Consider the following 21,706-nt stretch of genomic DNA (forward strand, 5'->3'; position numbering starts at 1 on the left):
CGAGGGATCATCGACGCCGGTGAGCCGCACCCACAAACCGAGTGCGATCGTAGCCGGCCCCCTATGGCCGGGGATCTCACCGAGGCCTGTTAGATTCTTCCTCGCACCCAGCACGCCATAGGGCCCCAGAAGCTGCTTGAAATTACTCGCGTTCGCCAGAATTTCGACAGGACGACTTGCGAGGCACACAATCCGGGTGGGACGGCTAACCCGCCGGGCGGTTTACTACTCAACAGACCGGCGAAACTCGTCATAGTGCAGGGCTAATATTCCGGTTATTTTCGCCTTCCGGGGCACTAATAGTTCCGTGCCATGCAATGCGACATAGCCCGGCACATGCATGAGATGAATGGAGAATTCAACGCGCCAGGATTTCGGGTTCACGGAAAGTAGCTTCCGATCGAACAGCGAGTGTAGATCCCGCCTCAGCAGCAACCCGGCGTTGAAGTCGTGCAATCCGTGCTTAGAGTAACTCACAAGGTGGGCAGCTTCGAGACCTGCGTGAGCGTTCGGCCCTGAGATCGCACAGTTCTCCCCGTACATCGCCATCAACTTGGCGCGAAAGCCTGCTTGACCCACTCGCGCCCTGACAATTGCCTCAGAGAAGCCTCCGGGGAGTTCAAGTTCAGTGGGCGCTAGACCCCTTTCGAGCTGACGGATGCCAGTTCCGAGCGACGTTTGATCCAGCGCGTCCACGAACAATTCCCAGTCCAGATAACGCAGACTCAGCTGTTCCTTCGGATTAACGCAGGCCGCCCGAAGTGCTCCACCGGGCAAAAGCCCCTGCAAATCGATCCACGCCGCGGCATGGTTGGACCGATAGGCAGTCACTTCTTTGTATGTCTCGTCCGGTTTATCAAATTCGTGGAAGCACGTGTGGCACCGCCATCTAGGGGATTTCGTGGATCGAGCTTTAAAGGTCTGTCCTGCACACCCGGGGCAGTGAAAGTAAACGTTTGTGCGCTGTTCGATGTCTATAGAGTCAATCCTTGATGCACCCAACAAAACAAACTTGTTCCACAGAACGACGATATCCCCGACTTTCGGGAGCGCATGACGCGGCACTGTCGAGTCCCAAGAGTAATGCTGCGCAGGCAGATCGTCATATCCCCCGTTCCCACCATGAACGCGCTGATCACCCGCCGCTAAGATCAACCAGGCGTTCACAGGAAGTAACCCGTGATCGTTGCCGTTTCCTCAGGTCCGAACCTTATGCGCCAAGTTTCGACTGTCATCAACTCCCCATTTACGGCTCCCAAAAGGAGCGTGCGGCCTGACCATAATCGGCACTTTATAGTATGGGCTTTTTGCACCACGACCTGACATACCACGGCGAATTTCTGAGCGGACTTCCTGAAGCCCTCAAGATGAGGGGTCGTTTAGTGATGAAACGACGGTAGGACTTAGGAGGCTAGTGTCCAGCCGTCCTCGGGACGTTCCGCTCGGTACAATCCTTTGGCGTTGACAGCCCAATTTGGCACCCAATTGTTGAGGTCCCGGAGAATCTCAACAATGGGCGTGTCATGTTAGGCGTCCACCAACGTCCGGTCAAGCCGCTCACTGATCGAGTCGAGGGCATCCCGCATCTGTTCCGAGGAGAGCCCGACGAGCTCGCGGTAGCCCGTCATGAGAATTACCTCTTTCATGAATTCACGGATGTAGTCCTCCCGCGAATAGGCCGCATCCTTCATGAAATGTTCTAGGAGAGCAAACCGCAGCTCCGGCATCATCCCACTGTCACGGTCAAAGATGGCGAGGAAGCGGTCCTCCTTTTCCATGGCGACCTTCGTGTACGCAAAGGGATCATCCGTTGCTTTTGACAGCGGCCGCTGACGACCTGGATCGTGGGTCAAGTTGGCAACCCACCACAACCTCGAAATAGAGTTCCTTACGAGCTCTGCACGGCCACCCCGCGGCATCAGCCACCGGTCAAGCACTCGATTTTGCCATTTCTCCCGGTCGAGAGACCACCTGTGGGACGTGTAGTCGAAGAAAGTCACAGTGCTCAGGTAGGTCCAGAGCCGGCGGTCGGATGCTTCGACCGGTGTCATGTCGCCCAGATAGCAAAAGACATCGATCGCGTTCTGAGCTTCGAAACCAGATGGAAGCCCATTTCCTGAACGGTCGTACCGAAGCTCCGGCACCTCGCTGTGGAATTTCCATTCCACCTCAAACCTGGAGTCGGCGTCGTCGGCTATAACTGAAATCGCGTGGACAAAGTCCACGGCACTCTCGGCTTCCCGGAGGCGGAGAATATGACGGTCCACCGCAGTTTCGTTGAAAAGCGTGAGAAGGTTGTTCTCGCTCATCAGTATTCCTCTCTATCCAAAGATTCCTCGCGGACGGCTCGCCCAATGGGATCCTCAAGAATTGCTTGTGCCTGCTCAACTACGGACTTGTTGTCGACTTTGTGCTTCTCGATCAGCTTTGAAAGGGCTTTATGCCAAGCACGCTCTTCTGCGAGGTCTTCCGGCTGCGCTTCGTGCTTCATGTAAGTGAGCGTGCCCATCAGGGCGGGAAGCATTACCGCTGCGATTTGAAAGTCAGGCCTCGACCGTAGGGCAACGAAGTCCCGGAAGGTTGCTGATGCGATCCAAACTACAACGTGATTCTGGTTAGAGAATTCCAGCTGGATACCGGAACGAAGTTGTTCGTCCTCCTTGAACTCGAAGCAAGACTCAAGCGGGGGTTGCATCGGGTCATAGAGTTTGCGGGCCTGCACCGTAGTGTACCCACCCAATGCCAAGACATCACCCGGTTGGATGCTGAAGGACGTGTCGCCGTAGTCCTCATTCTGCTTTGATAGCCGGTATTCAGGGATTGCGGCAGCTGCAACAATCTGCAACTCAAGATTCACGGGTCCATCAATCTCGTCCTGCGGTATCGCGACAATGTACTTTTTCGTCCGGGCCAGCTCCTGGGTCAGGTGAGGCATCACTTGACCCAGGCGAAAAGTCTCGGCGCAGCGCCATTTCATAACAAGATTGGCTTGTCCGTCTGCCAGAAGCTGGCGTAGATCCTCATCCGTCAGCAGCACCTCAAATTCGAACTGCATGGACTCGACAAGACTCATCATGCGGGTGTTAGCCATGCTGAATTCAGAGTCGACGTCGTCGCTTCGGTCCAAAACGGGATAAGGATATGAACCCCGGGTTCTAGCCATTCTTCACTCCTAGGCGATACCGGCCACCGTGTCCAAACGTGACCTGCAGATTAATTTTCTGGTTTCGGTCCAGCTTGAGTCCCCTGATCGTGGAGCCTTGGACGTCGAGTTCATGCATTCCGCTGGCAGTTCGCATCATGACCTTCTCAATTGGCACGTCGTACACGTCTGCGTTGCCAGCACCGTACGCTGAGAGTTCCAAATCTCCGTTGACATCTTCGAGGGCGGTGACGACAACAGTGCTTTGCCCGTCAGTATGTTCTGCAAAGCTCCGGAACTTTATGGTCCGGGGGAGAATACGGCTTCGGCCATCGCCAAGCACACCGCCGGAATCGGTGTCTTTGCGGTCACCATCTCCCGATGATGCAGACCCTGCCTTGTTTCCTCGCCGCCCCTCGGTTTCGGAGTCGCCATCGGCGGCTCCGTACTGCGAAACGGGAACACTTACTGCCCCTTGGTCACGCCAATCCAGATGATCGAGTTTCTCTGGACGGCCCAGACGGCGCGGGGATTCCTTTTCCGACGGAACACGATCAGACGAGCGGGTGCCCCCGATGCCTTTACCCTCCTCGGCTCCAAGGTCAATGGGCAGAAACTTTGCCAGGCCCTTGATCGATGCAGATTTCCCAAGTTTCTGGGGGATCATCCTCATGAGCTCTTCCCGAATGAACTTTCGGATTTCTCGGACTGCAGCTCCGTCTGAACGCGGGCCTCGGTCGTTCCAGCGGTCGTGAGTCGGCGGCTCGATTTCCCTTAGGCGGCTGTTCCCTGCGTCGTTTGCGCATATGAATATTGCGGCGTATGGGACATGAATCGTGTGGTTCAAGACGTCCACCTTCATTAAAGGTTTTCGCATGACCTGGGTTCCCAGCTTCTTCTCTAATGTGTCGTCCACGAACAGATAGAGCTCGACTTCGCCAACAGTTTTCAGGGTCGCGACGACAGGCTCGGATTCGGTGAGCGCGCGGTAGAAAGGCCTAGCTGACCGCACCAGGTGGTCGTCGGCGTCTATTGCCCCAGAGAGCGTTTCCGAATTCAGAATCCATTCGTGACCTTCGGTGCGGCCTTTCACGACAAGAGCTCCGCGGTGAATGGCGACCATGAAGTTCTCAACGGCAGCGCGCTTGACGTCTGCCAGCCCAGAATCTCGGCCGGCCTCTCGATAGTCAAAGATGAAAAGGTCCGTGCCATCCACCGACCGGGCGGGAAAGTGCCCGAAGGGCGCGGGATTACGCAAGTACTTGAAGTCATTCTCCAGCAGCGAAGTGTAGTATCCGGTGCCTTGGCGCCATTCGTTGTTGTTGTCCCGATGACTGGCCAGCTTGCTGATAGCTGCGAAGACAATGTGGTCCTCGTCAAAGGGCTTTGAAGTATAGGCAACGGTCCGCATCTTTGAGGCAAGGGGGCCCACGGCCGAGCCAATGCCAAATGATCCGCCCCGTGAGCCCTCGCTTGAGGACGCCCCCGTGCTCCGAGTTAAGGTGCTCAAGGGCGTGAGCGGGGTGTCTTTGGATTCGCTTCCCGTAAGACCCTTCGTTCCATAGTCTCCGATCCGAAGGACTGGAACCACGTCCGATTCGACCGAGTGGAGGGCCTCCGCTAAGTACTTCCGCCCTTGTAGGTCTTGGCTTGCTGCGAGAGCGGCTGCAATCGAATCTCGGAGTGTTTTGATTCCCGGGATTTCGTCAGTAGCTACCGCGCGCAGATCGAACTCTACGGTGACGCAGGATGAGTGCGCGGATTTCGCATCCATGGAGTTCTGGATGATCTCACGGGTTAGAGACTGTTCAAGGTCCTTGTTGGTGAAATACTCGCCCGAAGGATCGTTCGGACCTTGGTAGCCGGCGCGACCGGCTGCCTCAAAGTAGAAATCGTATTCCTGTGTGTCTGTCATGTTCAGAACTCAATCCTCCGTTGCCGTGACTTGTGCGCAAATTTCGAGCGGCAGTCCTTCAGCTCTGCCTCAATGGCGGCGAAAAGCTTCTGCACTTCTGTATCGCTGTATTCGTAGTTGCGTTGATTGGAGAGGTTGCCCAAGAGGGCGATCTCCTTGAGCACTCTGTCCCCCCTAGCGGCCGCCAACCTCCGAAACTTTTCGTTCTTCGTCTCGCCTGACATCTAGATTCTTTCCCTAGGAAGTCAATTCCATCTCAGTGTAAAAGAAAGTCACAATCTTGTCTACATATCCGGAATATAGTCTCTATGGGCAATCTTGGCGGCGCGCGGTAGACGACAAGCGCCCCTTGCAGCCTGCTCATTGTGAGCACCTGATGCCCACATGTGGCGTCATGAGGTCGCCGGACAATGCCAGAAGGAGCCGGGGCGCCGGCGGCATTCACGCAAGCGGCCCGGAAGGGAGCCAGAAGGTTCCAAGGAAATGTCACTGGTGGGTGCGAGCGTTGCTTGTGACCGATCTACGAACAGCCGAACCGAGTTGTTAGCTTGAAGTTAAGCAGCACCTCAAGCGGCAGAGCCATCGGCGTGGCGCCGTATCCGCGGGTCATCTATACGACAGAATGTCGGGTGAACAACCCAGATAGGACATCATGGACAACGCAAATATTCTCCTGGCCCAAGCCCGTGCTAGATACACACAGCGACAGCTTGCTGAGCAACTGCACGTCTCGCATCGGACCGTCGCTCGCTGGGAGAATGGCGAGACGCCGTGTCCCACAATGCTTGCGCCTGCCCTGAAGGAGCTACTGGGGGTCCGGCCGGCCTCCAGGGCTCAAGACTTTACGTTTATCGATCTTTTTGCCGGCATTGGTGGGATACGTAAGGGATTCGAGGCCCACGGCGGACGATGCGTCCTCACCAGTGAGTGGAACACTTATGCTCAGAAAACCTACTTGGCCAACTTTCCGGATGACCAAGAGGATGCTCATACTTTTGTCGGCGACATCCAGCCCTTTCCAGCGCGCGACGTACCCGACCACGACGTCCTGCTGGGTGGATTCCCGTGCCAACCGTTCTCCATTGCCGGCGTGAGCAAAAAGAACTCCCTTGGCCGGCTACATGGCTTCGAAGACGCAACCCAAGGCACGCTCTTCTTCGATGTAGCTAGGATCATCAACGAAAAACGCCCTGCCGCGTTCATGCTGGAAAACGTTAAGAATCTCCGTTCACACGACAAAGGCCGAACGTTCGCTGTGATCATGGAGACCCTGCAGGAGGAACTTGGTTACGAAGTCCACTACAGAGTCATTGACGGCATAGGCTTCACCCCACAGCATCGGGAACGCATCATCATAGTCGGTTTTCGCGAACCCACTGATTTCACTTGGGATGATCTTGAGCTCCCTCCAGTTGGCCCAAAGTTGCACACGATTCTGCACCGGACAGACGGTTCAGAACCGGTTCTCGAGTGGGACGGCGACCGATACTTCGATCATGACAATTGCGAAGTCCAGCCCAAGTTCACTCTCACTCCGAATCTCTGGGCCTACCTTCAGGCATACGCGGCAAAGCACAAAGCCGCAGGGAACGGGTTCGGATACGGCTTGGTCCACCCCTTCGGTACGACCAGGACGTTGTCAGCGAGATATTACAAAGATGGCTCCGAAATTCTCGTGTCCCAGGACGGCAACCGGCCGCGCCGACTGACCCCACGAGAATGCGCAAGACTCATGGGCTATGAGGACACTTTCCGGATTCCGGTTAGTGATACTCAGGCATACAAGCAATTTGGAAACAGCGTCGTGACACCGGTCATGCGCGAGGTTGCGCGAATCATGACTCCTCACGTGCACCAGATCGTAGAAGCGTCGACCGCGGGCGAGAGCTTGTCCGCCTGAACCTGTAGACGATGTAGCGTGGCGCGAAGTTCCTCTCGGCGCCACGCTACATTGTTGCCTAAGTAGGTATTTGGGCATCGAACATTTCTCGGGGGTATGACGTGGACTTCAGTAATTTGGCTGATCATTTTGAGGGTGTCGCTGCTAAAGTTCTCAGCACGGTCGAGACCGTGGGAAGAAGCTCCAACCAGCACGAGCTCGACGGCGTCAAGGCGCTGCAGAGTCTGTTCGGACGGCCTGCGAAAAAGTTGTCGATCCCCACACGCTTCTTCCACGTCAGCGATGAGATGGAGGAGCCTGTCGCCGAGGACGGGTCTCTAACCTATTACGACGCTCGAATCAACACACCTAATCGGTCCGAATACCGGCTCTACTACCCGGCGTCAGTCGATGCCATGAAAATGGCCCAAGCCGGTGACGTAGTCTTTATTGCAAAACGCAAGGATGGCAGCGCCCTCTTCATCGTCGCGCCAGGCAACTCCACTGTTGCCGCCCAGCTCGACTGGCTCTTCGGCACCGCCGTGCTAGAGCACTCTGGCTTTTCCGTTCGTTCCGGTATGGAAGCCGACAGGCTTCCCCTAACAGCCATGTATCTGCTCGACACACTCGGTGTTTCGTTAGAACCGCTTAATGACGACTGGCTAAACCTTGTGTTGGACCGATTTGGTCCAAGGTTCCCAACCTCAGCCGAGTTCGGTGCATTCGCTCGTTCCACTCTTCCGGAACTTCGGCCCAACGATGATCCAGATGGGGTCCTCATGGCTTGGCTGGAGCGGGAGGAACTCCTCTTCCGAACATTGGAGCGCCATCTGGCTGCCGACACGTTGGAAAACCTCTACAGCGAAGGACGCGTGGATCTGGACCGATTCATCGAGGTCTCCCTCTCGTTGCACAACCGCAGGAAGAGCCGAGCGGGCCGAAGTTTGGAAAACCATCTTATCGCCCTCTTCGCCGCAATGGACCTCCGCCACAGCTTCAACCCGATGACGGAACAACGTATACGTCCCGACTTCATATTTCCCAGCATCGATGAGTACCGTAACCCGAGATTTCCCGATGGGGATCTAACCATGCTGGGCGTCAAGACCAGCTGTAAGGATCGCTGGCGTCAGGTCCTCAGTGAGGCCAACCGAGTTCCCGAGAAGCACTTGCTCACATTGGAAAGCCCAATCAGCGTTGCCCAGACGGATGAAATGCGCGACCATCGGATCCAGCTGGTCATACCCCGCCCCCTGCACGAACCTTTTAAACCGCAGCAACAACATTTCCTGATGAGCCTGGCCGATTTCGCAGCATTGGCTCGGGAACGTGAGAGACGGGGACCAACGCAGCTGGCACTCCTGTGAAGGTCATGGTTGCCAACGGATGCACCAGATGCAGCCGCCAAAGCGAGCACGTTCTGGCCGAAGGTCAACGGTCGGGGTGGCGCTCCCGAGCAGCGCGCCGCCGGTTGCAAGCTGAACGCTCGGCCCTGGTTGCGTGAGTTCCTGAACAACCGTAGTGAGTTCGGCTATCTCCTCTTCGGCTGGCTTTGTCGCCAGACGATTCTTCGAGTAGTTGTTCGGTGACGGCAAGAACGGCCGTGTACAGGCGACTGCCTCGGGACTGGTTACGACTTTGAAGACCTTTGTAGCAGAATCCCGAGTGCCTCGGATGACCCTTTGCCGCATGTCTCGCGTGTGCCCCACTGTTCTCTCCTATGACTAGGGATGCGTGCTAAATGGCAGCCTACAAGCAGACAGGTGCTCCGGTCCGCACGCGTGCAAATCAACCCTGCCTCATATGGATTTTTTCGGGCGAGCACCCGTCCCCCTCCCTAGGAGGCGCCGTGCACGTTAGGCAGCAGCCCGCGCCCACAACCGTGACGGCCTCCCCCGCGTCCCGTCAGACATCTGACCCGTCCCGGTCAGCTTCGGCTCCATAAACCGGCGGAACGTGTCGCGCATCAACGGTGTGCCCGCCACCACCTCATGCAGTTCCCGCAGCTCCTTTAGCGTGAAAGGTTCATCCAGCAGCGCCCCAGGATCCGGCGCCTCCGCATAGGCAGCACGCAGCCACTCCACCGCATTCGCCACAATGTCCGCGTGTCCATAAGGCAGCCCGGCGATCAGCTCCGGTTCCCCGGTCACGGAAGCCAGCCGGACGCCGTCGGACGTCAATGCCTCCTCCAAAGCCGCCAGCGGCACAACGTCCACGTGCGCCACCGACAGGACCCAGCCGCGGTCATCGCGGCCGGGCTCGTCGAACACCTGCAGCTGCCGCGGCACCCGCCCGGAAATCCCTGCCTTCTCCCGCAGGCACCGCAGCACCGCGTCCGCCAGGGTCTCGCGCTCACGCAGGAAGGTTCCCGGCAGCGCCCACTTCCCGTGCTGGTGGTCCTCCGCGCGGCGCACCAGCAGCACGCACACGCTGCCCTCCGAAACGGTCAGCACCGCGGTATCGACTGCCACCGACGGCCGCGGGTAGTCGAGCAGGGAGGGGCCTGGGCTGTTCTTGGAGTCCTTCACACAACCATTTATCGCAGTATTGCGCTAAAGAAGCAACCCGTGCATACTGGAACCAATTAGCGCAGAAATGCGATAAATCAACTGGAGGTTCCCATGAAAGTCCCGCAGCTTCACGTCGGCGCCGGCAGCAGCCTCGGCCCGCTCAGCATCTTCCCCGTCTGGACCTCCGCCCCCGGAAGCCTCGGCATCAGCACCGGCACCCACGCCGACGTCGCCGTCACCGAACTCGCCGGCGGCGCCCAGGTGTCCCGCCTCACCGTCACCAACAACGGCCCGCACCCGGCACTGCTGCTGGAAGGCGAGCTGCTCGAAGGCGGCCAGCAGCACCGGACCTGCGCCCGCGACGTCGTCCTCGGCCCGGGCGAAACCCGCGACATCGATACGTTCTGCGTCGAGGCCGGCCGCTGGGAGGACGGGCAAACCAGCCACCGCCGGCAGGCACGGCGCGCTCCGCTGAACGTCTGGTCCGAGCTGGCCAACGGCATGAACGGGCAGCGGGGAGGGAACCGGCAGGACCGGATCTGGGAACGGGTCCGCCGCTTCGACGCCGCCCGGGGCGTCTCCGCCACCAGCTCCCTCCTCCAGCACCTGGACTGGTTCAAGGACGACAAAGAGGAACGCAACCGGTTCAGCGCCGCGGACGCGCCGGCCCCGCTGGAGGGCCAGCGCGGCGTGGTGATCAGCCTGGCCCGGCAGCCTCTGCTCCTGGAGGTGTTCGGCACCAGCACGCTGTTCCGCCGCCACTACCGGCAGCTGGTCGAGTCTGCCCTGCTGGACCTTGAGCTCCTGCCGCCCCAGGCGCTGGCCTCCGGGCCGATGCCCGGCCAGCGCGCCCGCGACTTCGCAGCCCGGGTCCAGGCGATGGACTTCGGCACGTTCGACGGCGACGCCGCGGGCGTCGAGGTACGGCACCACGGCTCCCTCCGGAGCCGCAACGTCACCCGCGCCGCCGGAGCGGTCACCGCCGCCGGCATCGCCGTCGCACTCCCCCAGCGCCGCCCGCAGCTGGCCCACCTGACCGGCTGGAACACCCAACACCCCCTGATGGAGATGGCATGAAACTGAACCCCCTACAGAATGACCGCGCGGCCGGCGTCCTCGTCGCCCTGGCCGCCGGCGACGCCCTCGGCGCCGGCTACGAGTTCGGTGCACCGCTGCCGGACGGCGCCGAAGTGACCATGAAGGGCGGCGGCCCGTTCGGGTTCGCGCCGGCCGAGTGGACCGACGACACCTCCATGGCCATCCCGATCGCCGAGGCCCTTTTGGAGTCCGCATCCGACGGCGGCCCCTCCTCCCCCGCGGCGCTCACCGTGGTGGTCCGGGCATGGACTGCCTGGGCCACTGATGCGAAGGACGTGGGGGCGCAGACGAGCGCCGTCATCGCCGCTGCACGGAGGCTGGCTGCCGCTGCTGGCCGCGAGGTTGAGGCCGCGGACTTCACTGCCGCGGCCGCTGACTTCCACGCCCGGACCGGCCGCAGCGCCGGCAACGGGTCGCTGATGCGCACTGCTCCGCTTGCGTTGGCTTACCTGGACCGGGAGCCCTCTGAACTGATGGCTGCCGCGGGTGAGCTGAGCGCCCTAACCCACGCCGATGCTGATGCCCGGGAGGCGTGTGGGCTGTGGTGCGTGGCGATCCGCCATGCAGTTCTCACCGGGCTGCTCGATGTCCGGGCAGGGCTGCCGCTGCTGTCCGCCGGACGGGCTTCCGTGTGGCTGGAGCGGATTGATGTCGCTGAGCGGTCCCGGCCCCGCGGCTTCACCCGCAACGGCTGGGTGGTGGAGGCGTTCCAGGGGGCGTGGAGCGCCATCCACTATGCGGGCCGTTCAGCTGTTGGCCCGGCCCACCTTCGGGCTGCTTTGGAGGATGCGGTGCGCGGCGGACGCGACACGGACACGGTGGCCGCGATCGCCGGCGGCCTGCTGGGAGCGGCCTACGGTTACACCGCGGTGCCTTTCGAGTGGCGTCAGCGGCTTCACGGATGGCCGGGACTGCGGGCCCGTGACCTGATGTTGCTGGGCATGGAGCTGGGCCGCGCCGAGGGCCTGCGGCCTCTGTCCTGGCCGCGGGCTGAACGGCACGACTACAGCATGTGGGGCCGCACCGACGCGCTGGTCCGGCATCCGCACGACGACGGCGTATGGCTGGGCGGCGTCGGCTCGCTTCAGCGGGTGGCTGAGCTGGGCATAGACGCGGTGGTGTCGCTCTGCCGGCTGGGCACGCTGGACGTGCCGGGCGTGGAGCCCGAGAACCATGCCACCTTCTGGGTGGTCGACTCCTCTGTTGAAGGCGACAACGCACACGTGGCCTTTGTCCTCGGGGAGGCGGCGGCCGCCGTCGAACGCTACCGCGCGGAGGGCAAGACTCTGCTGCTGCACTGTGTCCGGGCGGAGTCCCGGACGCCGACTGTGGCTGCTTTGTATGGTGCCCGCCTTTCTCAAATTTCTCCGCTGGAGGCGCTCGAGGACGTGCGGCGGGTACTGCCTAGTGCGCGGCCAAATCCTCTCTTCATGCAGGTGTTGACAGAAGCCGAAACCATCACCGACACGGCGGCCGGCGGTGCCACGCGCGCAGGTGCCCAATAATGTCCGAGGCTGCTGATAGGAATATGACCATGACAACAACTCCTGAACTCAGCCGGGAGCAGCGCGACGCCGCCATGGTTGAGCGCTACGCGGACGGCGAGACGCTGGACGCCATCGGCCAGAGCTTCGGCATTACCCGTGAGCGCGTCCGGCAGGTGATCGCCAAGGTGGGCGGTACGAACGCCGAAGAGTCCCGCAAGAACCGGATCGCGGCACGGGAGGCGGCTACACGCGCCGGGCATGAAGCCTTCCTGGCGGAGTACGGGGACCTCGCCCGCCAGATGGCCAAGCGTGGCGTGACCCGGCCCGATGCCGTGGTGAAGCTCCAGGCGCTGTACCCGGCGATCGACGTTGATCTGGCCGAAGAAGCCCTGAAGGGATCGTCCATTCTTTTCTCCAAGGCCCAGGTCGACGACATCTTCTCCCAAGAGGCGCTGGCTGCCGGGATCTGGTTCCTGCTGGGATCCGACCGGAATCTTGCGCCCGACCGTGAGTGGGCGGTTGTGAACCTGGACCTGTCCCTCATGAGTGAGCTGCGCGCCGCCCTGGAGTCCGCCGAAGCGTCGCCGGATGACGTGGCGACCATCCTGGGAGTTATTGGCGCCGCGCAGAAGCATTTATCGGAGGACCCGGCCGTCAGCATCACCGGCGCCCGTTACCAGGAGCTCCGCGACGAACTCGTTGTGGCCTTCGGCCTGGTCTCCCGGCAGGGAGCTTTCCCTTGGCCGCCTACTCGGCAAACCGTAATGAAGCGGTTCGGCGGCTGGAACGAGGCCTTGGAGGCTATGGGGATCGGGACCACTAAGCAGGGCCGATCCAAAGGACTGCTGAAGTTCACCCGCGAAGACTATGACTCTGCCGTACGGGACTATTGCGTCTACGCGTCGGCAGCGGAAACGAATGCGACGTTTGCCGGCTACGACGAGTGGGTAAAGCAGGAACTGACCGCAGGTCGCTCCCGCCCCTCCGGGGCTTCCGTGAGGAACATCTACGGCACTTGGGCGAACGCAATCCGCAGTGTACAGGAGTAGGCGGTCGACTTGGGGGAAGTGGACAGGGAAAACGTCAGCCAAGGCACAGGCCTCCCTTCCGAATTGCTGACCGGTCCGATCACTCATGCTTACCGCAGAGGTGATCCACTTCGTCTGATCGCAGCCAAGCATGGAACGGAGCTGCCAGCCCTTTACTCGCGGCTAGCTAGGGAGATTGGCGATGAAGACGAACTGGCGAGAATGCGCAGTACCCGGTCAAGGACTGCCGCAACCATGGAAGTCCTTGACAAGGAATCACACCTCATCTGGCGTTTAGTTGACTCCGGATTCTCAGTAGACGAAATTCCAACGGTACTAGGCGCTCTGGCAACATGCACCGAAGTGGACTCGGCGATCATGACCGAATTGCTCCAGTCCTTGGGACCCCGGGACCTCCGGCTTTGCCTCGACATGCCGGCACCGGAGACCCCCCGGCTGAGTGACAGCCTCAGCCTGATGTACGTCATCGGCAAGCATTACCGAATCGAACCGGACTATCAGCTGACACTGGGTCAAATTCCTTTGGACGAACTTGCCGAGCTGAGGCGGCTGAGTAGGGCCAACTGTCCCCCAAGGCGATTGGCTGAGGTCCTGGCAGTCGCTGAGACCACCAAGCTCGCCATCCGGGCACGAGCTGTCACATCCTTGTCGGTTGCGGATTACGCTCTAGCAGCAAAGGCTTTTGCAAGGCGATTCAACGGCTACATTATCGACGAATCGGCCACGTGGCCTGTCCCATCCTCGGACCTGATTCGCCGCCTGGGCGTCGGGTTCTGGGACCAAGCACTGAGGACAGTGGCATTGAACCCGGTACGGGCGGCTGACCGTTTTCAAGAAGAGGACTTCCCTCGGGCTCTTGAGGATTTCGGCAAAGAAGTTGCCCGTGGCGGCTTTCCGCCAAGCCCAGAAAACTATGACCGATGGCTTATCGCGGAAATAGCTCTACGCAGAGACCGGCCATCCGTTCTGGAGCTTCTCAAGCGCTATGGCCGCTGGGATGCAGCCCTCAGTGAAATTCTGGGCGTACCCAGCGACAACGGGCTCGGGGCTTCTACCAAGGGAGACGTTGATGACGTGGAGTTGCTCTTCGCGCTGCCTGATTCATCTCATGAAGCAGCATGGGTACGAGCCGGCGAATACCTTTGCGAACTTCTCGCACGCCTACCCCGCCGAAGGTCACTACATATCGAGTACGCGGAAATAGGGACTGGGACCTTTCGGCCTTATGCACGCGCCGGGCGCACAGCGAAAGGAATATGGTGTGAGATTTCACCGGAGCAGACCCACGCCAACGGAGCAGACCCTGTCGACACGGACCATTTGCACTACGAAGACTGGGCTGAACCGGACGATGACTCTCCGCACTGGCGGAAACAAGAGATGCCTTTCCAGGATTCAGGCCACCAGATTCTGGATGCCTTGCGGTACGGCTGGCATTGCCTCGACCCTTGGCAACTACGGTGGAGCACCCGACAGCCGATCAGCGGGCAGGGACGGAACAACGGAGTGACCATCGAAGATGCTCTGGCCGGCGATGTCCAGTCGTTGCGGAACGCCGGATAAGACCGATGAGATTTTGGACGCTCATTGCCGAGCTTGACTCTTACTACGACTATTGGGGGGCACACGATGACGGAACCAGATTCCAATACATCAATCAACGCTGAACGAGGGAACCCAACTGACCAGGCCGTGGCTTCATACGTTGCCGGTGACCCGCTGCGATGCATAGCCGCCTCACTGCAAATGGACAGCTACCAAGTCTTGCGTCTGCTGAGCACCCGCATAGCCGACAACGGGGAAAAGCAGCGGTCAAAAGCGCTCCGGAACCGTTGCTCCATTACCGCTGAAGTCCTTGGCGGGGAAATGGAACGGACCGAGCGGCTTTTGAGCGCTGGAATTGAGTCCGTGGACGTGCCCAAGGTTCTGGTGGCTTTTGGGGTGCCGCTAGATGTTGAGATCGCTGTCGAGTTGCTCCGGAGTCTTGAAATCTTCGAAGACATCTACCTCCGGGTGTCCCATGTCAGGAGCGACCATGTTCCGGTGGTGCGCTCAATCGAAATGCTCAGCTTGCTCTACATCATCGGACGGCATCGCGGCGTGGAGCCTGATTACCGCTTCGCGCTCGGGAAGATGCCGCTGCCGGGCATTGCAGAATTCCGTGAGCTTCAAACGGGGCGACTCCCTGCGTCTGAGATAGCCGAAGTGATTGCCACGGTTGAGAAAACAGCCGAGGCAATTAGAACGGGGAACGCGGCCGGAATTTCCTATTCGGAGTTCAGGGATACGACCTCACTGTTGGCAGAGGAAACAGATTATGGCGGACTTGGGTGGCTAGTTCCGGCTCGCGTTATTCGTGATCGGGTAGGCAGAGGGTCATGGTCGGTAACTCTTGAGGCCGCTGGCCTGGCGGCCCCAAGCCAGCAAGAACGATTCGAGCGGATTAACTATGAAGAGGCAGCACAAGATTTCTTGAACATGTACCGCTATTTCGGGTCGCCGAAGGACGTGGCCAGTTATGACAGTTGGGTGATCGCCGAAGCAGCTGCTGGACGCGACCGCCCGTCGGTGATCGCCATTCGCCGCCATTTCGGCGCCTGGGAGTCGGTGATCGGGGCGGCGATGCCCCCAGAAGTCGGCGTGGACGAGTTCGCCGGGCTCGTAGCGATGTGCAGGACCCAGAACGATGTGGAATACGACTGGGCCCGTGCGGGCGAACTGGTCAGCGAAGTGCTGGCCAACATGCCATGGAACTCATTTCTGAGCATCGACTACGGTGACGAAACTGACGGACCGAAGCGGCCTTACGCTCAGGCAAACCCGAGTGCAGACGGTGTTTGGTGCGAGATCGTGTCAGAAGAGTTCCTTTCCGCGAACCAGTGGCCGATTGACACCGACTATCTCATCAGGAACGGCTGGTCCGCGCCCGATGAGGAAGTGCCCAACTGGCACAAGCAGGGCATCGCGCCCCTTGAAGCCGGGCACCAGTTAATGGAGGGCCTTACGTACGGCCGGGACTGCCGTGATCCGCAGAAGGTCCGCTGGCACAGCGCAGAATTCCCCGGCGGTCCGGGACCCGGTGGTGGCCTCATCCTGGACTTTGCAGCTAGCGGCGTGAATCGAGACGTGCGGAGGGCAAGTTGATGCTTAGGCGACGGCTCGAATGAATTGTCTCGGGCTGGATCTACTCTGAAACCAGCCGGCCGGACACCGGGAAAGAAAGGAGCGTGACCGTGCCCAAACGTCGTCGCCATCGCCAGCCCGCTGACTTTTCGAGTGAGCTGAAGAGCACTGCAGAGGCACCCGCTACTGTCCTGTCAGATCTGGAACCAGACGATTTGGCAACTCTCCTGCTGGAACGGTCACGTGTGCGTCCTGTTGTAGTTATTTCCCGATTTGCCGAGGAAGATAAACCTCGTCTTGACGGCGATAGTATCGCCCGGGAATTGAAAGGTGTTGCCGACGTCGTAGTCGTAACCAACGGAACGTTCACCTATGACCTCGAAAAGCTGATGCCGGCAGACACGCAGATCTTTGGCAGTGCCGCCAGAGTCTATCCCCCGGGGCTGAAATGGACGGAAAACCCTTACAGAAGCCCGCTTCGACTAGTACAAAGCCGGGCTGACGTCGAGGCCGTGACCGCGCAAATTATCCGGGACGCCGAGGATCTCGCCTTCTCCGGCGGTTGGAAAACTGCGAGCCCCGCCAGTAGATCAGACACGCAGGAGTCCGGTCTAGTGAAAAGTATTGCCCCTGACGGCACAAGGGCGGTTCTGGAACTCAGTAATGGCCTGCAGGTTTTCCTACCTGCGGAGTCCACCGGGCTTGAAGTCCCGCTGCATTGGATCCTTCGGGAGGGCATGACGATTTCGGGCGCCTTCGATACCGCGAAGAGGATCTTTTCCATCGCTCCTATCCAACCGCCTGTCCCAGGCGCGGACCATGCCGACGGTGCCTTGGTACCTGCCCTCGTCCAGTCAGTTGGGGCGCAATCCGCCGACCTTTCCCTGGTTCCCGGTCACTCGCACACCCTGATTCTCAGCAGCATCTCCTCAAATGAGCTGGATTCAGTGGCTGACCTCCTGACGGAGGGCGAAGTTGTCGCCGTCAGGCTCCATCGGAGCAACGGGCACATAGCGCTGTCGATGCTCGACGTAGATGACACTGAACCTGTGCTGAGCGCTCCGCAGCTGGTGCCGGGTGGAGGGCCCTGGCTGGTCCCCGGCCGTGATCTTCTGCGGAACACGCCCGAGGCGTCGAGCACCAAAGTCACCGATAAGGTACTTGAGACGCGAAACGCGAGTCCGGTCTCGGGGGCAACAGCACTGAAAACGACGGAACTGGCGCTTGCCGCCGAACGCGGCAAGCGGGAACAACTTGAAACAGAGCTCAATGAACTGAGGTCTGCCAACCATCGGCACCAAGTGCACGAAGCCGAGCTGAGTGCTGACGTTATGCTCAGCCGTCAACAGACCGTCGAAATCGCTGATTTGCAGCAGGAAAGAGATCGCCTCCGCCGTGACCTCGCCGCTGCTAATACGCATCTCTCGGACCTGAGAAAGAAGCTACGCGGAGTCCGCAAGGAGGAAGCAACTGCAGAACGTGTGTTCCTGGACCCGGCAGAAGACTTCGACTTCAGACTCAACTTAACGTGGGCGGTGCAGATTCCCGCTGCCGACAAGAATCGGCTAGCGCTGGGCCCTTACCGGCTCGGCGAAGACTTCCTGCAGACGCTCCACGAGCAGCCGCAAGAAAAGCAGAGGAAGGCTCTTAAAGCCATTGTTGACCTCCTAGTTAAGGATCCAGCACGGCTTGGCTTGCGCGAAGCCCACCAGCTGAGAACACACGCCTCGGGAGGATCAGAAGCAGTCACCCGCAACAACGGCCAAGACGTTTGTTGGCGACTCTATATCGAACAGAACGTGCCAGCAGCAAGACGCCTCCACTATTGGAAATGCGCCGATGGAGTTATCGAACTCTCTAGGGTGGCTGTGCATGACGAAACCCAGGCGTAAGTTCCGGATCTGTGCTGGCCGTAACTGTCCGACCCCGAATTGGTCCCACGACACCAGCGGCTCAATGCAGAGCAGACCGAACAGGTCATGGCTGCCCTACGTTCCCTCCACTTAAGTGGGCCGAGGAGGCACGAATCGTGCCTTTGCGAGGCTCGGGGCGCCCGAGGGTCTGACCTCGTCCACATCCAACCGGCACCCGTGCAGTAACAGCGAACGGGCGAACTCAGGTCAACAACCCCACTTGGAAGGATTCCAGGTGGGGCCTGGGTGCCGTACTGTTCTCGCATGGACGAGGAGGCTTGGATTGTTCCCCCAAAAGCCACAGATATTGATGGTTCTGATCCGTTCGTTGGCGTTGATGCCACCGTCGCCGACTTTTGGAAATTCGCCTTGAGTGACCTACGGATGAACAATGCCCGGGGTTACCTCGCTGAGTTCCTTGTAGCGAAGGCTCTCGGGCTACAAAGCGTTCGCCGGGTTGAATGGGACGCCTACGACCTATTGCTGGATGGGATTCGTGTCGAGGTGAAGTCATCGGCTTACTTGCAGGCGTGGGAACAGCCCCGCCCCAGCCGGATCGCCTTCGGAGGGCTGCAGGGGACCCGGTACCACCCTCGTCACGGATACGATCCGGCAGGAAAGCAACTAAACGCGAATGTATATGTCTTTTGCGTACAAACTGCGAAGCGGCACGAGGACTACAACCCGCTGGACCTGGACCAATGGTCCTTCTACATCGTCAAGCGCAGCGCCCTGCAACGCCTCGGCTATAGCAGCATAGGTCTGGACACCGTCAGGACCCTCTCAAATGGGGAAACAGCTTGGTCAGATTTACGTGGTGCCGTGCTCGAGGCAGCACAAGGTGAAGATTTCACGGACACCCCTTGGTGGTCGGAATAACCAGAGACACATCGGCGATGAAGAATGCGAATTAGGCAGCCCGGCTAACGCTGAACCAAGGGACAGCCGGCAGTCGCGACCGGGGTCCACACCACAGCCCCTCTCCAAGATGGTTTTGCCGCGTCCCCGTGGAAGCCGCACACTTGAGCTGGACCATCCGGACGTCTCCCGGACAGTTCTGTCCGCCCAACTTGGCCATATTGCTTCGGCCCCTTCGGGACGGACCAAACTCTGCGGCCAACGGCCGCAGTTCTTACGCTGCATTAGGAAGATGGAACGTGCCATGGAAATGCTGAGTGGTGTCAGCGTCGATACATTCAAGAATCTCGTATGGCTCGCTGCCTTTATTGTCGGCGCTTTGTTTGTCATCGGCAGCCCAGTGTCTTCTCCACTGAAGATCGCCGCAAGGACCGTTAGTGCCCTGCTTGCGGCAACGGTGTCATTCGCTGCCGCCAATCTGGCAGTGGTGTTTTACATCCTTGCGCACCTCACTGACCCGCGCTGGTCTGTCGGGAAGGATCCAACACTTGACAGTCCCCAGCTGTCTGCCGGGCCGTTCTTCCAGCCAATCACCGATACTTTGAATGACATCCTGGGCAGCCTGACGGGAAGCCTGAACAATGCCATCGCATTGAAGAATGCATTCCTGACCATGCCGGACTTCATCATTGCGGCTGGCTGGGCTTTCCTGTTGCTGTTGCCGCTGGTGATCGCAGTTCGAATCACTGCTTGGTTCATCGAAAAAGAGCAGGTTCGGCAGATTGACCGGAATACGCGCGATCTGGCTGATATCCGCGCCCAGTTTGGACTTGCCGCTTTCAAAGACACCGCAAAGTGGCGCTCCTGACATCGGGAAATTTGACCTGTCCGTGTCGCCATGGTGAATCAGTCCCGCCCAGCTAACGTTGGATCAGCGCAAAACCGGGGAGCCGGTTTATCAATATGGGGGCGGCAATGAGGTGCATTCCGGAAGAACCGGAGTTCGGCGATGGACACCACGCGGAGAAGGCCGTCTGGACCGCCCTGCGGAACAGCCTCCCCGACGACTGCGTCCTGGCCCACTCGGTGCACGTCCGCGACGGCCGGAACGAATACGAAATTGACCTGCTGGTCCTCTGGCCTAATGTCGGCATGGCTGCGATCGAGGTCAAGGGCGGTCAGGTCAGCATCACGGACGGGCAGTGGTACCAGTCGGACCGCACCCAGAGACGCAGGATCCAAAGCCCCGTGGCGCAGTCCCAGAGCTCACTCCACGCCCTCAAGAACTGGCTGGAGAACCAGCTCGGTGCGCGCCTGAGCAGCCGCTGCGTCTACATGGTCAGCCTGCCCTACACCGACGTGCCGCGGGACTGGACCATGGCAGGCTGCCCGCGGTCGCTCATCCTCGACCAGACCGGCAGCAAGTCCCCCGCCGACCTCGTCCGCCAAGCCATCGAAAACGAAGGCGGCGGCGCCTCCCCGCTGGCCCCGGCCTTCCTGGAACGCATCGTCCGCAGGCTGGGCGGAAACCTGGACACCGCCGTCGTACCTTCCACCACCTCGCAGGAGGACGAAGCAGAGCAGGACCACCTCACGGAACGCCAGTCCGTGCTGCTCCAGGCAACGCGCTCACTCAACAGGGTCCGTTTCACCGGCGGCGCGGGCAGCGGAAAGACGTGGCTCGACGTCGAGAAGGCCAAGCTGCTCAGCAAGCAGGGCAAACGCGTAGGCCTCTTCTGCTACAACAAAGGCCTCGGGCAATACCTCCAGGACCGCGTCGGGACATGGAAGCGGCAAGCCAAGCCGGTGTTCACGGGCGAGTTCCACGAATACGTGCGCGGGCTGGGAGTCCCGGACGGCTCGGGGCAGGACTATTTCGACGTCGAGATGCCCCGCCTCCTGAAGGAGCTGGCAGCCGGACTGGAGCCGCACGAGCGGCTGGACGCCGTCGTCGTCGATGAAGCGCAGGACTTCGCGCCCCTGTGGTGGGACGCCCTTCTCGCGTGCACCAGCGACCCGGACGCGGGTGAGGTATACGCGTTCATGGACGACCGGCAGGACGTCTACCAGCGCTGGGGAGGCGCGACGGCGGACCTCACCAGCGGGCCGATGGCCACCTTCGTGCCCATCCACATCGACGATAACCTCCGGAATACCGTCAAGATCGCTGAGACGTTCAAGCCATTCGCCGGCGAATACTTCAAGCCCCGCGGAAGCACGGGCCTGCCCGTCCGGTTCGTGGACTGCCCAACCGAGGATGCGCTCGAGATCGCCGGGGACTGCCTGGATTCGCTGATCGACGAGGGCTGGGCGAACAACCAAATCGCGCTTCTCACCACCAAGGACCGCCACCCCATCCATTTGGACTACTTTAAGCGCGGCGCCACGGAAGAGTACTGGCGGGACTTCCACGCCAACGACGGTGAGTTCTACGGCCATGTGCTGGGTTTCAAGGGCCTGGAACGGTCTGTTGTTGTTCTTTGCGTGAACGGTTTCAAGGACATGGACCGGGCCCGGGAACAGCTCTACGTCGGGCTGTCCCGGGCACGCAGCCTACTGGTGGTTGTGGGTGATTCCGGGCTGCTGGAGGAGGCCGGCGGACGCGAACTCAAGCTCGCGCTGTCCCGGAGCCAGGCATGGAAGCCTGTGCTGGAAGACGGTTAGTGGCGCTGCTCACCTAAATTGTCGTTGCCCCGCAATACTCTTCAGGCACCAGATCAGAACCGTCCAAT

17 protein-coding genes are annotated in these 21,706 nt (G+C 60.1%); 11 read left to right on the forward strand and 6 right to left on the reverse strand.

The window, feature by feature from the left end; genetic code table 11:
- Nucleotides 1-225 precede the first annotated feature (225 nt).
- From U7114_RS01325 to U7114_RS01345, 5 genes are all read right to left on the reverse strand, one after another.
- Nucleotides 226-1,167: an HNH endonuclease gene (locus U7114_RS01325; RefSeq protein WP_323056339.1), complete on the reverse strand. Its 942-nt coding sequence runs from the start codon at nucleotides 1,165-1,167 to the stop codon at nucleotides 226-228.
- 359 nt (nucleotides 1,168-1,526) lie between these two features.
- A complete protein-coding gene (locus tag U7114_RS01330) occupies nucleotides 1,527-2,309 on the reverse strand; it encodes a DUF6339 family protein (protein ID WP_323056340.1) in 783 nt (260 codons plus the stop codon).
- Nucleotides 2,309-3,091, reverse strand: coding sequence for a hypothetical protein (locus U7114_RS01335; protein WP_323056341.1), 783 nt, complete (start codon nucleotides 3,089-3,091; stop codon nucleotides 2,309-2,311). Before U7114_RS01335 ends, U7114_RS01330 begins: the two co-directional genes overlap by 1 nt.
- Nucleotides 3,092-3,155: 64 nt before the next feature.
- A complete protein-coding gene (locus U7114_RS01340; protein ID WP_323056342.1) occupies nucleotides 3,156-5,057 on the reverse strand; it encodes a hypothetical protein in 1,902 nt (633 codons plus the stop codon).
- 2 nt (nucleotides 5,058-5,059) lie between these two features.
- Nucleotides 5,060-5,221 carry a hypothetical protein gene (locus U7114_RS01345; RefSeq protein ID WP_323056343.1) on the reverse strand — a complete coding sequence of 54 codons (162 nt, stop codon included), beginning with the start codon at nucleotides 5,219-5,221 and terminating at the stop codon, nucleotides 5,060-5,062.
- Between the two features lie 488 nt (nucleotides 5,222-5,709).
- Here U7114_RS01345 and dcm point away from each other — a divergent pair, with 488 nt between their 5' ends.
- Together dcm and U7114_RS01355 are read left to right on the forward strand one after the other, a co-directional pair.
- Complete coding sequence (gene dcm / locus U7114_RS01350; RefSeq protein ID WP_323056344.1) at nucleotides 5,710-6,957, forward strand: DNA (cytosine-5-)-methyltransferase; 1,248 nt, start codon at nucleotides 5,710-5,712, stop codon at nucleotides 6,955-6,957.
- A gap of 101 nt (nucleotides 6,958-7,058) precedes the next feature.
- Complete coding sequence (locus U7114_RS01355) at nucleotides 7,059-8,303, forward strand: type II restriction endonuclease (protein ID WP_323056345.1); 1,245 nt, start codon at nucleotides 7,059-7,061, stop codon at nucleotides 8,301-8,303.
- 489 nt (nucleotides 8,304-8,792) lie between these two features.
- Here the strand turns inward: U7114_RS01355 and U7114_RS01360 are convergent, their stop codons facing one another.
- The gene (locus tag U7114_RS01360; protein WP_323056346.1) at nucleotides 8,793-9,464 is read right to left on the reverse strand and encodes an NUDIX hydrolase; all 672 of its coding nucleotides are present in this window, start codon (nucleotides 9,462-9,464) and stop codon (nucleotides 8,793-8,795) included.
- Between the two features lie 93 nt (nucleotides 9,465-9,557).
- On the opposite strand from U7114_RS01360, the gene U7114_RS01365 reads away from it, so the two are divergent.
- The 9 genes from U7114_RS01365 to U7114_RS01405 all read left to right on the forward strand — a co-directional run bounded on the left by U7114_RS01365 (nucleotide 9,558) and on the right by U7114_RS01405 (nucleotide 21,638).
- Complete coding sequence (locus tag U7114_RS01365) at nucleotides 9,558-10,523, forward strand: ARPP-1 family domain-containing protein (RefSeq protein WP_323056347.1); 966 nt, start codon at nucleotides 9,558-9,560, stop codon at nucleotides 10,521-10,523.
- Nucleotides 10,520-12,049, forward strand: a complete 1,530-nt coding sequence (locus U7114_RS01370) for an ADP-ribosylglycohydrolase family protein (RefSeq protein WP_323056348.1) — start codon at nucleotides 10,520-10,522, stop codon at nucleotides 12,047-12,049. Before U7114_RS01365 ends, U7114_RS01370 begins: the two co-directional genes overlap by 4 nt.
- 29 nt (nucleotides 12,050-12,078) lie before the next feature.
- Nucleotides 12,079-13,080 (forward strand): sigma factor-like helix-turn-helix DNA-binding protein, encoded by a 1,002-nt coding sequence (locus U7114_RS01375; RefSeq protein WP_323056349.1) that lies wholly within the window; start codon nucleotides 12,079-12,081, stop codon nucleotides 13,078-13,080.
- 234 nt (nucleotides 13,081-13,314) lie between these two features.
- Nucleotides 13,315-14,643 carry a TY-Chap domain-containing protein gene (locus U7114_RS01380; RefSeq protein WP_323056350.1) on the forward strand — a complete coding sequence of 443 codons (1,329 nt, stop codon included), beginning with the start codon at nucleotides 13,315-13,317 and terminating at the stop codon, nucleotides 14,641-14,643.
- Between the two features lie 66 nt (nucleotides 14,644-14,709).
- Nucleotides 14,710-16,224, forward strand: a complete 1,515-nt coding sequence (locus tag U7114_RS01385) for a TY-Chap domain-containing protein (RefSeq protein WP_323056351.1) — start codon at nucleotides 14,710-14,712, stop codon at nucleotides 16,222-16,224.
- An 89-nt stretch (nucleotides 16,225-16,313) separates the two neighbouring features.
- Nucleotides 16,314-18,095: a hypothetical protein gene (locus U7114_RS01390; RefSeq protein WP_323056352.1), complete on the forward strand. Its 1,782-nt coding sequence runs from the start codon at nucleotides 16,314-16,316 to the stop codon at nucleotides 18,093-18,095.
- 285 nt (nucleotides 18,096-18,380) lie between these two features.
- Nucleotides 18,381-18,995, forward strand: a complete 615-nt coding sequence (locus tag U7114_RS01395) for a hypothetical protein (RefSeq protein WP_323056353.1) — start codon at nucleotides 18,381-18,383, stop codon at nucleotides 18,993-18,995.
- A 283-nt stretch (nucleotides 18,996-19,278) separates the two neighbouring features.
- Nucleotides 19,279-19,842 (forward strand): hypothetical protein, encoded by a 564-nt coding sequence (locus U7114_RS01400; protein ID WP_323056354.1) that lies wholly within the window; start codon nucleotides 19,279-19,281, stop codon nucleotides 19,840-19,842.
- Nucleotides 19,843-19,949: 107 nt separating this feature from the next.
- Nucleotides 19,950-21,638, forward strand: coding sequence for a nuclease-related domain-containing DEAD/DEAH box helicase (locus U7114_RS01405; protein WP_323056355.1), 1,689 nt, complete (start codon nucleotides 19,950-19,952; stop codon nucleotides 21,636-21,638).
- Nucleotides 21,639-21,706: the final 68 nt, after the last annotated feature.

The sequence above is a fragment of the Pseudarthrobacter sp. C1 genome, assembly GCF_034720455.1.
Classification (GTDB): Bacteria; Actinomycetota; Actinomycetes; order Actinomycetales; family Micrococcaceae; genus Arthrobacter.

Coding starts and splice junctions, on each gene's coding strand:
- U7114_RS01405 (WP_323056355.1), top strand. CDS start 19,950: ATGAGGTGCATTCCGGAAGAACCGGAGTTCGGCGATGGACACCACGCG.
- U7114_RS01370 (WP_323056348.1), top strand. CDS start 10,520: ATGAAACTGAACCCCCTACAGAATGACCGCGCGGCCGGCGTCCTCGTC.
- U7114_RS01335 (WP_323056341.1), bottom strand. CDS start 3,091: ATGGCTAACACCCGCATGATGAGTCTTGTCGAGTCCATGCAGTTCGAA.
- U7114_RS01395 (WP_323056353.1), top strand. CDS start 18,381: ATGGACGAGGAGGCTTGGATTGTTCCCCCAAAAGCCACAGATATTGAT.
- dcm (WP_323056344.1), top strand. CDS start 5,710: ATGGACAACGCAAATATTCTCCTGGCCCAAGCCCGTGCTAGATACACA.
- U7114_RS01400 (WP_323056354.1), top strand. CDS start 19,279: ATGGAAATGCTGAGTGGTGTCAGCGTCGATACATTCAAGAATCTCGTA.
- U7114_RS01330 (WP_323056340.1), bottom strand. CDS start 2,309: ATGAGCGAGAACAACCTTCTCACGCTTTTCAACGAAACTGCGGTGGAC.
- U7114_RS01375 (WP_323056349.1), top strand. CDS start 12,079: ATGACAACAACTCCTGAACTCAGCCGGGAGCAGCGCGACGCCGCCATG.
- U7114_RS01380 (WP_323056350.1), top strand. CDS start 13,315: ATGGAAGTCCTTGACAAGGAATCACACCTCATCTGGCGTTTAGTTGAC.
- U7114_RS01340 (WP_323056342.1), bottom strand. CDS start 5,057: ATGACAGACACACAGGAATACGATTTCTACTTTGAGGCAGCCGGTCGC.
- U7114_RS01365 (WP_323056347.1), top strand. CDS start 9,558: ATGAAAGTCCCGCAGCTTCACGTCGGCGCCGGCAGCAGCCTCGGCCCG.
- U7114_RS01385 (WP_323056351.1), top strand. CDS start 14,710: ATGACGGAACCAGATTCCAATACATCAATCAACGCTGAACGAGGGAAC.